Genomic DNA, 13828 nt, shown 5'->3' with positions numbered 1-13828 from the left:
ATCTCGATAACCCTTGTTCACTGCACAGGAAACCAACAATGCATAACGATGCTCTTTACTACCCGAGCGCCTCGCGCCGCATGACCACCTATGGTAAACGTGGCATGGTCGCCACGTCTCAACCCCTGGCTGCCCAGGTCGGGGCCACCATCTTGCAGCAGGGTGGCAATGCCATCGATGCTGCCATTGCAACGGCAGCAGCGCTCACCGTAGTGGAGCCGACCTCTAACGGCATCGGTGGTGATGCCTTTGCCATCGTATGGGTCGATGGCAAACTGCACGGCCTGAATGCCAGTGGCCCCGCCCCTCAGGCGGCCACCATCGATGCCCTGAAAGCGCTGGGCCACGATGTCATGCCCAACCATGGCTTGCTACCGGTCACAGTGCCCGGTACGCCAGCCGCCTGGGCGGCGCTCTCGGAACGCTTTGGCAAACTGCCTTTTGCCGACCTGCTCGCCCCTGCCATCGCCTTGGCAGAAGAGGGCTTTGCGGTCACCCCCATCATTCATCAGATGTGGCAAGAGGCCTTCAACACCTACGCCGTTTACCCCGATGCCGCCTTCAAACCGTGGTTTGACACCTTCGCTCCCAAAGGGCGGGCACCTCGTCCTGGCGAGCTATGGGCGTCTCCAGACCACGCCAGAAGCCTTACCGCCATTGCCAACACCCATGCCAAAGCATTTTACGAAGGCGAATTGGCCGATGCCATCGATGCCTTCTCGCGGGAGCACGGGGGCCTGCTGCGCAAGGAGGACCTGGCGGCTTACCAGCCCGAGTGGGTAGACCCGATCAGCGTCCGCTACCAAGGGCATGATATCTGGGAGATTCCACCCAATGGCAGCGGCTTGATCGTGCTCCAGGCCCTCGGCATGCTGGAGCACCTGGGCGCGGCTGCCCATGATCCTGTGGAAACCCTGCACCGTCGCATCGAGGCCACCAAACTGGCTTATGTAGATGGCTTCAAGCACATCACCGAAGGTGAAGCCATGCAGCCATCGGTCGCACAGATGCTCGACGATGGCTACTTGAAGGCTCGTGCCGCTCTCATCAACGAGCAAGCCCTGGACCCTCAGCATGGCAACCCGTTGCAAGGCGGCACCGTCTACCTGGCAACAGCCGATGGCGAAGGCAACATGGTGTCGTTCATCCAGAGCAACTTCAAAGGCTTCGGGTCTGGCATCGTCGTGCCGGGTACGGGGATCAGCCTGCAGAACCGCGGCTGGTCCTTCTCGCTGGACCCCGAGCATGCCAACGCACTGGCGCCGGGCAAGCGCACCTATCACACCATCATTCCCGGGTTCATCACCAAGGGTGATCAGGCGGTAGGACCGTTTGGCGTGATGGGTGGCTACATGCAGCCTCAGGGCCATGTTCAGGTCGTCACGGCCATGCTGGAAGACCACTTGAACCCGCAGGCAGCGCTGGATATGCCGCGCTGGAAATGGACCTCCGGCAAGACCGTCGAAGTCGAAGCCGACTTCCCCAACCACCTGGCCCTGGCGCTGGCACGACGAGGGCACCACATCGTCAAGGTCGCTGATTCACTCAGCTTTGGCCGTGGCCAGATCATCCTGCGCAACCCAGGCACTGGGGTGCTTCAAGGGGGCACAGAGCCTCGTACCGACGGCGCCGTGCTGCCGCTCTAACGCATTTCCGCATTGGCGCTGCTTGCCCACCCGCCCTTCCCAGGGCGGGCTGGCTCTTGCAGGCAATTGACCTCCTCCCCTCCCTCAGCTTGCGCTGCCGTCTGACAACGGAAAGGAAGGGGACTCCCTGGTTGCTGCCTTCCAGGTTCCTGCTTCGCAGCCCGTTGCCTTTGGTGATAGCACCTCAGGTCTTACACAAGCTCCACAGGCTTAACCTCCCGTGAGCCCCACGGTAGTTTTCTCATGCTGGCGAAGCTTGTCAGCCCCGGCCAGAATGGCTTTGCCCGATTGCAGTATGTTGCGGGCAGCGTTTACGTCGCGGTCAATGCCTTGCGTGCCCGCGTGGGCGTCATTTTCCAGGACTTCGTGCGCTATCAGCTCTCGGTAGGCGAAAAAGCCGACCGACACCCCAAGGTGCCTGGGTCGGCGAAGCTGATGAGAGTCTGCAATCACGCGTCAGCGTGTGCAGTGATGCCTGGGGAAAGCATCGCAAAACTGCCTGCGTCAAGCGGCTTGGCGATGCCCTCTGTCGGCTGATCGAGTCAACCTCCCCCGTCCTTTGCGCGAGTAGCTGCCCTTGCCCTTCCTGGGCGTTTGCTGCTGCAGTTTGAACATGGGTGTTCGCAGCTGTGCTTTCAAGGCATTGTCCTTGATACCGTGCCGCTTTTTCATACGTTTACCTATGTAAATTCCTTCGGACTTTCAAATGAGCATTGGCCCGCTTCTGGACAGAGAATCGGCAGGTTGGTTCCCTGGAGCGGCAATCGCTACTGGAAATGGCTGCTGGAAATGGCCGCTAAAGATGCGCCCCCACCACCATGCTGACCACGCTGCCGACCATGATCAAGCAAGGCGATGGTAGCGGCTGGTCCCTCAATTGGTCTGGCATGCTCGCCAGGGTGCCGGTCAGCGATTGCTGGTCGGGCTGGCTGGCATTGGCGACCAACATGATGGGCCAGGAGTCTGGCAGTCCTGCCTGGCGCAAGCCGTGGCAAATGGTCTCCACCTTGGATAACCCCATATAGAACACCAGTGTTTCATCCTGTCGGGCCAGCGCTGCCCAGTCCGGGGTGCCACCTTCTCGGCACAGCTGCGCGGTAATGAAGCGCAGTTGCTGGGCATGACTGCGGTCGGTCAAAGGAATTCCCATCCCCGCTGCGGCTGCCGACGCGGCGGTAATGCCCGGTACGATGTGTGCCGGTAACGCGGCTTGCGCCAGCGCTGCCAGCTCTTCGCCCATGCGCCCGAACACGCCCGGGTCACCGCCTTTCAGGCGCACCACCGACTTGCCCGCCAAGGCCAGTGACACCAGCAAATGACCGATGTCGGCCTGTGGCACGCTGTGGTGGCCTCGGGCTTTCCCGACGTAGTAGCGCTCGGTGCCGGGGGGAATCAGCGCCAGCACGTCATCCCCGACCAGACGGTCGTAGACCACGGCATCGGCCTGCATCAATAACCGTGCCGCCTTCAGCGTCAACAGCTCGACGTCCCCGCTGCCAGCGCCCACCAGGTAGACCGTACCTGCCCGGCACTCGCCGCTGAGCGACAAGCGAACGTTCGTCATCGCGTCGTCTTGCAGCGGCGCCAAGGCCCGCAGGCCAAAACGCATGAGGGCCTCAGGCCATTTCTGGGTTAACTGCTTGGCGAGTGTGCGCATTCGGCCGCTCCTGTTCGAGTAACGCGTTTAATTCAGGGATACAGCTCCCGCACTGGGTGCCGCAGGCCAGCCGTGCGCCCAGCGCCTCGAGGCTGGTATCCCCTTGATGAATAGCCTTGACGATGCTGGCCTGCCCCACCTGATGGCAACTGCACACCACCGGGCCAGCATCCGCTGCGCCATCGTCACAGCCGGCCAGCAGGCGTCGCCGCTGAGCGTTGGAGAGGGCCGCATCGGTGAACCGTTCAGCCAACCAGGCAAGCCCTGGCAGCTCGTCAGGCGGCCCGACCATCAGCCACCAGCGCAGCTGCCCATTGATCACGCTGGCTGCTCGCAAGCGCCCCGTGGCGGCGTCTTCACACCATAGCGAGGCCGGGGTTCCACACCAGTGGGCGAGCGTGGCCAGCCAATCCTCCCTCGGCTGGCAGCCCGCCAGTTGCCAGCGCGTACAGCCTGGCAAGGGAATACGCGCCCAGTAATCGCTGTCGCACCACGCGGGCGACTCGTCTGCCTGGGCCACCAGTAAGGTGGCCTGCCAGGCGATGGGTAACCGACGCAGGGCCACGGCGCCCTGCTTGGATTCTGGCTGGCCCGAGACCGGGTCGGTGATGCCTTGCAGCAAGGCGCCACTGCGCCCCTGGCCCGTAAAGCAGTCGGTCCAGTGCATGGGCACGAACACTTCCCCACGGCGCTGCCCGTGGGCAAGGCGCACACGCCCCCGATACTCCCCCGTGGCCGCGCTCAATTGAGCCAGCGACTGCGCTTCGAGCCCATGCTCGGCGGCGTCCTCGGGATGCAGCTCGATGAAGGGTTCGGCGCGATGGTTCATCAAGCGAGGCGCACGGGCCGTGCGGGTCATGGTGTGCCACTGGTCGCGCACGCGGCCAGTGTTGAGGCGCAGCGGGTAGCGCTCGCAAAGCGCCTGCTGGGGCAAACGCGGATCGATCGGCAGCAGCCGTGCACGACCGTTGGGCGTGGCAAACTGGCCATCCACGAACAGCCGCGGCGTGCCGTGGGGCGCTTGCCGAGTGACCGGCCACTGAATGGGGGCCAGCGCATCATACGCCGCCTGGCCCAGGCCGCTCAGGCCTGAGATGTCGAACAACCGCGCAGAGGCACCGCTATTTTCATAGCCGGAAAGCCGCGCATGCTCATCGAAGATTTCCCAGGGGTGGGCATAATCGAACGCTTCTGCGAACCCCAACCGCTTGGCCACCTCGCAGATGATCCACCAGTCGTGTTGAGCCTCGCCCGGCGGAGGCAGCATTCCCCGCTGGCGGGAAATGCGCCGCTCGGAGTTGGTGACCGTGCCATCCTTTTCCGACCAACCCGACGCGGGCAGCACGATATCGGCAAAGGGCAGCAGGTCGGTATGGGCCACACACTCCGAAACGATGACCAGCGGGCACTTGGCCAGGGCGCGACGCACCTGTTCGCCATTCGGCAGGCTCACTGCCGGGTTGGTGGCCATGACCCACAGCGCCGTGACTTCGCCACGCTCGATGGCCTCGAACAGCTCCACCGCCTTGTGGCCCGGCCCGTCAGGCAACGAGGCTGACAGGTGCTCCGTCGACCAGAAGCGGCTGACACGCTGGCGTGCCCCGGGCGTGTGGTAATCCATATGCGCCGCCAGCTGGTTTGCCAACCCGCCCACTTCGCGACCTCCCATGGCATTGGGCTGGCCGGTGATCGAAAAGGGCCCGGCCCCCGGCAGGCCAATCTTGCCGCCCGCCAAGTGGCAATTGATGATCGCATTGCACTTGTCGGTACCACTGGAGGATTGGTTGACGCCCTGAGAGTACAGAGTGACCACATGCAGCTGGCTGGCAAACCAGTAGTAGAAGGTCTCCAGCCGCTCTTCGTCGACGTCGCAGGCCTTCGCGACCGCTTGCAGGCTACCGGCGCTCTGCTGGGCGGCGGCCAGCGCCTGCTCGATCCCTTCGGTGTGCCGCTGCAAATAGACATCGTCCAGCTTCTGCTGGGCCGCCATCCAGGCCAGCAGCCCGTTGAACAGAAAGGCGTCGCTGCCTGGCGCGATGCCCAGGTACAGATCGGCGATATCACAGGTATCCGTGACGCGCGGGTCCACCACCACCACGCGCATCAGTGGATTACGCTCCTTGGCGACTTTCAGACGCTGATACAGCACAGGATGATTCCAGGCCAGATTGGAGCCCACCAGCACCACCAGCTCGGCCTCTTCCAGGTCTTCATACTGGCAGGGCACGGCATCCGCCCCGAAGGCACGCTTGTAGCCCGCTACGGCCGACGCCATGCATAGCCGTGAGTTGGTATCCAGATGCGGGGTGCCGAGGAAGCCTTTGAACAGCTTGTTGGCGACATAGTAGTCTTCGGTCAGCAGCTGTCCTGACAGGTAGGCCGCCACGCAGCCATTGCCATGGGCACTGCGCTGGGCCTGCAGCCGCTCGGCCGTGGCGGTCAATGCCTGCTCCCAACTCACCTCACGGCCATCGACCCGAGGGCGCAGCAGTCGCCCATGGTGGCCCAGGGTTTCATGCAGCGCCGTGCCCTTGACGCATAACCGGCCATGGTTGGCAGGGTGCCCGCGATCCCCTTCTACCGCCGCAACGCGGCCGTTTTCCAGAGTAGCCGTCACTCCGCAGCCCACGCCACAGTAGGGGCAGGTGGTGTTGACCTGAGCGGTCGTTGGCATGGCATTTCCTCCCGCGCTAAAAAGCAAAAAGCGCCCAAGCCAGCCTCTCTCAAGAGGCTTGCCTGGACGCCGTTGTCACAGGGGCACGTCACGTGCCGTACTCATCAGTGGTTTGCTGCGTTTAGCGTTATTCGACGCGATTAGTCATTGTGCTGATTATGGGCAAATGTGCTGCAATGAGCCGTTGTTGGTTGTTACCTGGAGTACTGCAAGTATTGGCCCTATATTCCAAAAAACTCATAAATATCAGCAAAAACATAAACCTAAAGAAACCGCCTCTCACATTCAGTGCCTCCACAACACGCCAGCGAGCCTTTCGCTGGTGCAGAACCACTCCACAAGGCACCAAACCAGTGCAGCCATGGCCCATATCACGGTTAATGGGGCCGCTATTGATGACGTCAAGCAGTTGATTTTAAAAAAACTATACTGCTCCAGCCATCGGCTGGCCGATTTTTTGCTGCTGCTAGTCATATGAGTTTACATCGCGCAGCCAATGGCGGTTGCGACATGTAACTGAATCTGCCCATGGGCAACGACGCCCCTGACACCCTTCCTCGTGAAGGTCGTGTCAGGGGCGTTTTTTATTCACAGGAGCCACCATGGAAACGGTCTCTCGATGCACACCCAACGCGCATCTGGTGGTCATTGGCAACGGCATGGCCAGCCATCGACTGGTCGAAACGCTGCTGCGTCACCCGGCGCGCCCGGCACGCATCACCGTGATCGGCGAGGAGCCGGTGCCTGCCTACAACCGCATCCTGCTGTCACCTCGGTTAGCCGGTGAACTGGAGCAGCAGGCCCTGACCCTGCAAGACCCAGAGGCCCTTGCCCGGCAAGGCGTGACCCTGCGCCTTGGCCAGCGCGTCGCGCAGATCGACCGTCAACGTCAGCGGGTCATCACTCACTCGGGCGATGCACTCTCCTATGACCGCCTGGTGATAGCCACCGGCTCCCGCTCGGCCATGCCCGACCTGCCGGGGGTCGCCCTGCGCGGCGTACACGGTTTTCGCACCCTCGAGGATGTCGCCACCCTGGAAGCCATTGCCCAGCGCGGTGGCCACGTGGTGGTGGTGGGCGGCGGCCTGCTGGGCCTGGAAGCCGCCGACGGCCTGCGCAAGCGCGGCGGCCCGGCACTGCGTGTCAGCCTGCTGCAGCGCAGTGAACGGCTGATGAACCGCCAACTGGATACCACCGCCGCCAAATTGCTGGAAACCACCTTGCAGGAACGGGGCATGACCTTTTATACCGGCGTGACGCTGACCGGCCTGCAAGATGACGGCCAGGGCCAGGTCTGTGCCGTAACGCTGGCCAACGGGCGCCAGCTGCCCGCCGATCACGTCATCATGGCAGCGGGGGTTTGCCCCAACAGCGCCCTTGGCCAGCAGGCGGGGCTGGCCTGCGAGCGGGCCATCCTCGTCGATGGCCATTTGACCACTTCCGACCCGCACATCTTTGCGCTGGGCGAGTGCTGCCAGTTCGAACAGCACACGTACGGCCTGGTGGAACCGATCTGGCGGCAGGTCGAGGTTCTGGCCGCCGTACTGTGCGGCGAAACGCCAGCCCATTATGCAGAAGCCCCCACGGCCACCAAGCTGAAGATCAGCGGCGTGCAGCTCTACGCGTTCGGGCCCACAGAGGCGGAACCACACCACGACACGCTGCACTACCTGGATCCTGAAAACGGCGACTACTGCCGCCTGCTGATGCATCAGGGACGCCTGGAGGGCGCCATTCTATACGGTGATACCCGGCACGGACCCTGGTACTTCGAACAGGCGCTGGCCGCCACCGATCTCACTGCGTGCCGCCATCTGCTGCTGTTTGGCGCAGCCGATGCCCAGGCCGTGCTGGCATCCCACGCATCTTCCCCATTCTCACACCGCGAGGCGGCTTAGCCATGTCTACTCAACATCCCCCACAGAAACTGATCATCGTCGGTAATGGCATGGTCGGTCACCATGTCGTCGAGCAGCTCGTCGACAGCGGTGCGCTGGCCACCTTCGAGGTGACGATCTTTGGCGAAGAGCGCCACCGAGCCTACGACCGGGTTCACCTTTCCGAATACTTCAGCGGCCGAGATGCGCAGTCCCTCGCCCTGTGCGACGCCGATTATTACGCCACTAATGGCATTACCTTGCGCAGCGGCGAAGCCGTCACCGCCATTGATCGCGAGCAGAAAACGGTGCGCACTGCCCAAGGCGCCTACCCTTATGACCAGCTGATCCTGGCCACCGGCTCGTTTCCCTTCGTCCCCCCCATTCCCGGCAACGATCAGCCCGGCTGCCTGGTCTACCGTACCCTGGATGATCTGGACGCCATTCGCGCCGCCGCCCAGGATGCCACCAATGGCGTGGTGGTGGGCGGTGGCCTGCTGGGCCTGGAGGCCGCCAACGCGCTGCGCGGCCTGAATCTGGACACCGCCGTGGTGGAGTTTGCGCCCCGCCTGATGCCCATGCAGGTCGATAGCGAAGGCGGCGAGCTGCTGCGTGAAAAAATCGAGGCACTGGGGGTTCAGGTACTTACCGAACGGGCCACGCAGCGCATCGAGCCCGGCGACACCAGCCGCCTGCGCATGGTGTTTCAGGATGACAAGGTGCTGGAAACCGACCTCATCGTCTTCTCGGCCGGTATTCGCCCCCAGGATACGCTGGCCCGTGAGTGCGGCCTGCGTATCGGGGAGCGCGGCGGCGTGGTGATCGATGACCAGTGCCGCACCAGCGACCCCAACATTCTCGCCGTTGGTGAGGTGGCGCTGTGGAACCAGAGTATTTTTGGCCTCGTGGCGCCGGGCTACCAAATGGCCAAAACGGCGGTCTCGACGCTGACAGGCGGAGACGCCTGCTTTGGTGGCGCCGACATGAGCACCAAGCTCAAGCTATTGGGTGTGGATGTCGGCTCTATCGGCGATGCCCACGGCACCCAGAATCCGGGAGCCCGCATGTTCCGCTATCTGGACCCCCTCACCCAGGTCTACCGCAAGCTGGTGGTCAGCAGCGATGGCAAGAAGCTGCTGGGGGCGATGCTGGTAGGCGATAACAGCGTGTACGACACCCTGCTGCAGTATTACGCCAACGGCATCCCGCTGCCCAAAGAGCCCGCTGCGCTGATTCTTCCTCAGCAAAGCGGCGCTGCCCCGGTACTTGGCCCGGATGCGCTGCCGGAAACGGCGATGATCTGCTCTTGCCATAACGTCACCAAAGGCCGTATTTGCAGCGCCATCGACGAGGGTGCCAGCGACCTGGCCAGCGTGAAAGGGGCCACCAAGGCCAGCACGGGCTGTGGCGGCTGCACTTCCCTGCTGAAAAGTGTCGTGGACCACGAGCTGACCGCCCGCGGTGTCGAGGTAGACACCTCGATCTGCGAACACTTCGCCCACACGCGCCAGGAGCTTTACGACCTCGTGCGCGTGGAAGGCATCAAGACGTTCAGCGAGCTGATGGCAAGGCACGGTAACGCCGATACCCACGGGTTGGGCTGCGACATATGCAAACCCGCCGTGGCGTCGATCCTCGCGTCCTGCTTCAACGAACCGATTACCGACGCTGCCCACGTGCCGCTGCAAGATACCAACGACACTTTCATGGCCAATATGCAGAAAAACGGTACCTATTCGGTGGTGCCGCGCATTGCGGGCGGTGAAATCACCCCGGATAAGCTGGTGGTGCTGGGGCAAGTGGCCCAGAAATACCAGCTCTACACCAAGATTACCGGCGGCCAGCGCATCGACCTGTTCGGCGCACGGCTGGAAGACCTGCCGGCCATTTGGGGCGAACTGATCGAGGCGGGCTTCGAGACGGGCCACGCTTACGGCAAGTCGCTGCGCACCGTGAAATCTTGCGTCGGCAGTACCTGGTGCCGCTACGGCGTACAGGACAGCGTGGGCATGGCGATTCAGTTAGAGAACCGTTACAAGGGCCTGCGCGCACCGCACAAGATCAAGTTCGGAGTTTCCGGCTGTACCCGCGAGTGCGCCGAAGCGCAGAGCAAAGACATTGGCATTATCGCCACCGAAAACGGCTGGAACCTCTACGTGTGCGGCAACGGCGGCATGCGCCCCCGCCATGCAGAACTCTTCGCCACCGATTTAGATGACGAGCAGCTCTACCGCACCATTGACCGTTTTCTGATGTTCTATGTGCGCACCGCCGACCGTTTGCAGCGCACCTCGGTATGGCGGGAAAACTTGGAAGGCGGCCTGGACTACCTGAAGGAGGTGATTCTGGAAGACAGCCTGGGTATCAACGATGAGCTGGAGCGCCAAATGCAGCACGTGGTGGACAGCTACCAGTGTGAGTGGGCCAACGCCATCAGCGACCCGGAAAAGCTCAAGCGCTTCCGCAGTTTCGTCAACGACCAGCGTCCCGACCCGTCGATCATCATGACTTCCGAACGTGGCCAGCTGCGCCCCGTATAACTTCGCCCATCCGCCACGAGAATCGCCATGACCGCGACTGCACAGCACACAATGCCGAGTTCAGACTCCATGTCGAGTACAGACACCCGCACTGATATAAGCACCACTGCCAGCGAGAATACCTGGCAGCCATTGTGCACCAGGGCCGACCTGGTCGCTTTTTCAGGCGTGGCCGCCTGGCTGGACACGCCGAAAGGCCCCGCCCAGGTGGCGCTCTTCTACGTACCCGGCCACGGACACGAACTCTACGCCCTGGACCACCGCGACCCCTTCTCAGGCGCCTATGTCATCGCCCGAGGTATCGTCGGCGACCTGCAGGGCAAGCCCGTCGTGGCCTCCCCGCTGTATAAACAGCACTTTCGCCTGGAGGATGGCCTGTGCGTGGAAGATGACACCATCAGGCTGCGTACCTGGCAGGTACGCTTCCAGGGGGAGGAGGTGTGGATAAAGGGGTAAGGTGAGCCACACGCTTCACCAACGGCGGCAAAACACCTGGCAATCCCGAGGGCTGCCCAATACGGTCGAGTAAGCCGTCAAACGCTGTTCCGCACGGAAACCCGCCTTCTCCAGCACCCGCCTGGAGGCCGCGTTCTCCTCCGCCACGATGGCCTCCAGGCGGGTGATGCCATACAGGCAGCGGGCATCCTCGATCAGGCGGTGGAGCGCTTTATGGGCCAGCCCCTGACCGCAGGCCGCTTGCGCAATGCGATACCCGACGCGGGCTTGGCCGTTGTCGATATCACGCAGATTGGCCCGGCCTACGATCCTGCCGCGCCAACGGACGATCAAGGGGCTCATCCGCCGCTGAGCATGGAGCGCCAGACACTCGACGATGTGCTGAGCCACGCCTTGCGGCGTGTAAAAGCGCTCTGGACGCGCTTCGATGTGCTGCTCGAACCAGACGCGCTCGGCTAGCTCGAAGTGCAGCAGGTCAACGCTGTCTTCAGGGCACATCAAATCAAAGGCCAAATCCTTGGCATGCTGCATGGGTATCACCTTCCTTGGGGCCTCTGAGGGCAATTCCAAAAGAAATCGCTGACATTGCCTGCCATCCTGTTGCTATGCTTGCCAGCCTCTTGATTAGGTAGGCATGGGAGCCATCAGTTCATGAAAACAGAAGCCTCGACCCTGGCTTTTTCCGCCTTCATGGCCCTCTTGATCGGCTGTGCGGGCATCATCGCCACGCTGGCCTCGAATTCTCAAGCCATTCTGTTGGACGGCCTGTTCAACCTTATCTACTTTAGCGTAGCGCTGGTGACCATCAAGGTCAGCAAACTCGCCAGCCGTCCGGACAGCGAGTCGTACCCGTTCGGCTACAGCTACTTCGAGTCATTGGTTAATCTATGCAAAGGTTTGCTGATTCTGGGCGTTTCCATCTTTGCCCTGGTCGATGCGGTGGCAGCACTGCTGACCGGGGGACGCGCCATTTCAGCAGGGCTGGCGGTTCTGTATGCCCTGTTTGCCACCGCGGCGTGCTCTTTGACGGCCTGGGTCATGCACCGCAGTCAAAGGCGTGTCAGCAGCCCGCTGGTGGCCGCCGACAAGCTCAACTGGGTGGTCAACAGCGTGATTTCAGGCGCCGTATTGGCTGCCTTTTGCCTGGTTCTGGTATTTGACACCCTGGGTTGGCAAACCCTGCTCCCGTATGTGGATTCGGTGCTGGTCATTGCCGTTGTGGTGCTTTGCCTGGGCGTGCCGGTACGCATGGCCTCACAAGCGCTGGCCGAGCTACTGAACAAGACACCCGAGGAAAGCGTTGCCGCCCCCGTGCGCCAGGCGGTGGCCCGTGGCCTGGCAGACGTGGATACCGAGGAGGTTCGCGTGCGGATGGTCCGCCCAGGTCGATTGCTGTACGTGATCGTGCACGTGGTGCTGCCAGAGCACCTGCCCAACCTGTCCTTGAAAGCGCAGGATTCCCTGCGCCAGCGCATCGACCAGGAGGTGCGTCAGCACTACTCCCCGGTGGTCTGCGATGTGGTCTTTACTTCCGATCACCGCTGGGCGGCGCCCTCCTGCGGCATGCTGATAGAAAAAGCGCGTTGAAGCACTCGTTCCATACCATGAAAGGCAACCGAGGGTGCCTTTCATGTGCTTCTTCACTGTTTTAGCTTATCCGTATCAGGATTCGGGTTCGATGCGATACAGGCCGCCATCTTCCTCGTCGGTCAGCACGTAGAGGTAGCCGTCCGGCCCCTGACGCACATCGCGAATACGGCCCAGGGTATCCGCCAGCAATACTTCTTCATGGGTGACTTCGTTGTTGTCGTCCAGCACCAGCCGGTGCAGCTGCTCACGCTTGAGCGACCCTACGAACAGGCTGTTCTGCCACTCGCTGACGCCATCGGCGGTATAGAACACCATGCCGGAAGGCGCCATCGACTCTTCCCACACGTGGGTGGGCGCGGTCACACCGGGCGCTTCGGTGCCCAGGCCGATATGGGCATCGGTCGTATATTCGGTGCCGAAGGCCACCATGGGCCAGCCGTAGTTGGCGCCCGCTTCGACACGATAGAGCAAATCGCCACCGTTCGGCCCATGGTCTACCGCCCATAGCTCGCCCGTCTCAGGGTGCAGCGTGAGCCCCTGATTGTTGCGGTGGCCATAGGAGTAGATTTCAGGACGCAGGTTGCCGGGCTCGACCCCGATGAAGGGGTTGTCCGGGTGGGCGCCACCCTCTTCAAGCAGGCGGATCATCTTGCCGCCCGGGTTGGTCAGGTCTTGCGGCAGGTTCTGCACGTTGCGGTCGCCGATGGGGAAGATGATCTCGCCGTTGCCCGGAAACGCGATGCGCGAACCATAGTGAGCGCCCGGATGGGTGCGCGGCACTTGGGTATAGAGGGTTTCGAGATCGACCAGCTCGGCGCTGTCCGCATCGATACGCGCTCGGGCCACCGCCAAGCCGGTGCCGTAATCCGGCTCGTAGGTACTGAAGGCGCGGGGGTCACCAGGGCTGGAGAAGGTAAAATAGACCCAGCCATTCTCGTCATAATCAGGATGCACGGCCACGTCCAGCAAGCCGCCTTGATTGCCACCCTCCGTGGCAGACTCCTCATCCTCGTCGATGTCCGTTTTGGGCAAGTTACCCAGCTCGGTCACGCTGTCGCCATCGACCAGGTGCAGACGCCCGGGACGTTCCGTCACCAGCATCCGTCCATCCGGCAGCCATGCCACCGCCCAAGGATGCTCCAGCCCACTCAACACCTGCGTGATGGTGAAGCGGGTCTCTTCACTTTCTACGCCACTGGCAACTTCTTCATTGACCACGCGGACATCAGCGTGCAGGGCGCTCGCGCTGCCCAGCAGCGCAAATGCGGCCGTCCAATGGGGTAGTTTGCCAACGGAAAGCGGAAATCGTCCCTGAGTCTTCATGCGGTGCTCCTTGCTTGAACCCAAAAAAGTTAAACATTAGCGTTATCACCGGTTCAGCCTAGAAG

11 protein-coding genes and 1 pseudogene are annotated in these 13828 nt (G+C 62.3%); 6 read left to right on the top strand and 6 right to left on the bottom strand.

All coding sequences use genetic code 11. The annotated features are described in order from the left end of the window. The first annotated feature begins 38 nt into the window (after positions 1–38). Positions 39–1646: a gamma-glutamyltransferase family protein gene (locus CWI66_RS02605; RefSeq protein WP_100730854.1), complete on the top strand. Its 1608-nt coding sequence runs from the start codon at positions 39–41 to the stop codon at positions 1644–1646. A 210-nt stretch (positions 1647–1856) separates the two neighbouring features. Here the strand turns inward: CWI66_RS02605 and CWI66_RS18280 are convergent. The 4 genes and pseudogenes from CWI66_RS18280 to CWI66_RS02585 form a co-directional block, all read right to left on the bottom strand. Beyond that, positions 1857–1985 (bottom strand): annotated as a pseudogene (locus CWI66_RS18280) (RNA-guided endonuclease TnpB family protein); the annotation flags it as partial. Positions 1986–2150: 165 nt separating this feature from the next. Beyond that, the gene (gene arfA, locus CWI66_RS02595; protein ID WP_081195449.1) at positions 2151–2318 is read right to left on the bottom strand and encodes an alternative ribosome rescue factor ArfA; all 168 of its coding nucleotides are present in this window, start codon (positions 2316–2318) and stop codon (positions 2151–2153) included. A 124-nt stretch (positions 2319–2442) separates the two neighbouring features. Then, entirely contained in the window at positions 2443–3303 is an 861-nt protein-coding gene (cobA, locus tag CWI66_RS02590; protein WP_100730853.1) for a uroporphyrinogen-III C-methyltransferase, read from the bottom strand. Next, positions 3263–5977, bottom strand: a complete 2715-nt coding sequence (locus CWI66_RS02585; RefSeq protein ID WP_100730852.1) for a nitrate reductase — start codon at positions 5975–5977, stop codon at positions 3263–3265. Before CWI66_RS02585 ends, cobA begins: the two co-directional genes overlap by 41 nt. Here CWI66_RS02585 and CWI66_RS17940 point away from each other — a divergent pair. The 4 genes from CWI66_RS17940 (at position 5976) to nirD (ending at position 10850) form a co-directional block, all read left to right on the top strand. Next, positions 5976–6455 carry a hypothetical protein gene (locus CWI66_RS17940; protein ID WP_139788524.1) on the top strand — a complete coding sequence of 160 codons (480 nt, stop codon included), beginning with the start codon at positions 5976–5978 and terminating at the stop codon, positions 6453–6455. The two genes, CWI66_RS02585 and CWI66_RS17940, sit on opposite strands and share 2 nt — an antisense overlap. Before the next feature lie 124 nt (positions 6456–6579). Then, the gene (locus CWI66_RS02575; RefSeq protein ID WP_100730851.1) at positions 6580–7875 is read left to right on the top strand and encodes an NAD(P)/FAD-dependent oxidoreductase; all 1296 of its coding nucleotides are present in this window, start codon (positions 6580–6582) and stop codon (positions 7873–7875) included. 2 nt (positions 7876–7877) lie between these two features. Beyond that, complete coding sequence (nirB, locus tag CWI66_RS02570; protein ID WP_100730850.1) at positions 7878–10394, top strand: nitrite reductase large subunit NirB; 2517 nt, start codon at positions 7878–7880, stop codon at positions 10392–10394. Positions 10395–10463: 69 nt separating this feature from the next. After that, positions 10464–10850 (top strand): nitrite reductase small subunit NirD, encoded by a 387-nt coding sequence (gene nirD / locus CWI66_RS02565; protein WP_100730895.1) that lies wholly within the window; start codon positions 10464–10466, stop codon positions 10848–10850. 15 nt (positions 10851–10865) lie between these two features. Here the strand turns inward: nirD and CWI66_RS02560 are convergent, their stop codons facing one another. Beyond that, positions 10866–11381 (bottom strand): GNAT family N-acetyltransferase, encoded by a 516-nt coding sequence (locus tag CWI66_RS02560; protein ID WP_100730849.1) that lies wholly within the window; start codon positions 11379–11381, stop codon positions 10866–10868. Between the two features lie 120 nt (positions 11382–11501). Here CWI66_RS02560 and CWI66_RS02555 point away from each other — a divergent pair, with 120 nt between their 5' ends. Then, positions 11502–12437, top strand: coding sequence for a cation diffusion facilitator family transporter (locus CWI66_RS02555; protein WP_100730848.1), 936 nt, complete (start codon positions 11502–11504; stop codon positions 12435–12437). Positions 12438–12512: 75 nt separating this feature from the next. On the opposite strand, the gene CWI66_RS02550 is transcribed toward CWI66_RS02555, so the two are convergent. Further along, on the bottom strand, positions 12513–13763 hold the full coding sequence (locus CWI66_RS02550) for a PQQ-dependent sugar dehydrogenase (RefSeq protein ID WP_100730847.1): 1251 nt from the start codon (positions 13761–13763) through the stop codon (positions 12513–12515). Between the last annotated feature and the right edge of the window lie 65 nt (positions 13764–13828).

Origin of the sequence: Halomonas sp. 141, assembly GCF_002810305.1 — a bacterium.
GTDB lineage: Bacteria > Pseudomonadota > Gammaproteobacteria > Pseudomonadales > Halomonadaceae > Vreelandella > Vreelandella stevensii.
The sequence above is the reverse complement of the archived record's forward strand: the minus strand, read 5'-3'. Positions and strand labels throughout refer to the sequence as shown.

Coding starts and splice junctions, on each gene's coding strand:
- CWI66_RS02605 (WP_100730854.1), top strand. CDS start 39: ATGCATAACGATGCTCTTTACTACCCGAGCGCCTCGCGCCGCATGACC.
- arfA (WP_081195449.1), bottom strand. CDS start 2,318: ATGAAAAAGCGGCACGGTATCAAGGACAATGCCTTGAAAGCACAGCTG.
- cobA (WP_100730853.1), bottom strand. CDS start 3,303: ATGCGCACACTCGCCAAGCAGTTAACCCAGAAATGGCCTGAGGCCCTC.
- CWI66_RS17940 (WP_139788524.1), top strand. CDS start 5,976: ATGGCATTTCCTCCCGCGCTAAAAAGCAAAAAGCGCCCAAGCCAGCCT.
- CWI66_RS02585 (WP_100730852.1), bottom strand. CDS start 5,977: ATGCCAACGACCGCTCAGGTCAACACCACCTGCCCCTACTGTGGCGTG.
- CWI66_RS02575 (WP_100730851.1), top strand. CDS start 6,580: ATGGAAACGGTCTCTCGATGCACACCCAACGCGCATCTGGTGGTCATT.
- nirB (WP_100730850.1), top strand. CDS start 7,878: ATGTCTACTCAACATCCCCCACAGAAACTGATCATCGTCGGTAATGGC.
- nirD (WP_100730895.1), top strand. CDS start 10,464: ATGTCGAGTACAGACACCCGCACTGATATAAGCACCACTGCCAGCGAG.
- CWI66_RS02560 (WP_100730849.1), bottom strand. CDS start 11,381: ATGCAGCATGCCAAGGATTTGGCCTTTGATTTGATGTGCCCTGAAGAC.
- CWI66_RS02555 (WP_100730848.1), top strand. CDS start 11,502: ATGAAAACAGAAGCCTCGACCCTGGCTTTTTCCGCCTTCATGGCCCTC.
- CWI66_RS02550 (WP_100730847.1), bottom strand. CDS start 13,763: ATGAAGACTCAGGGACGATTTCCGCTTTCCGTTGGCAAACTACCCCAT.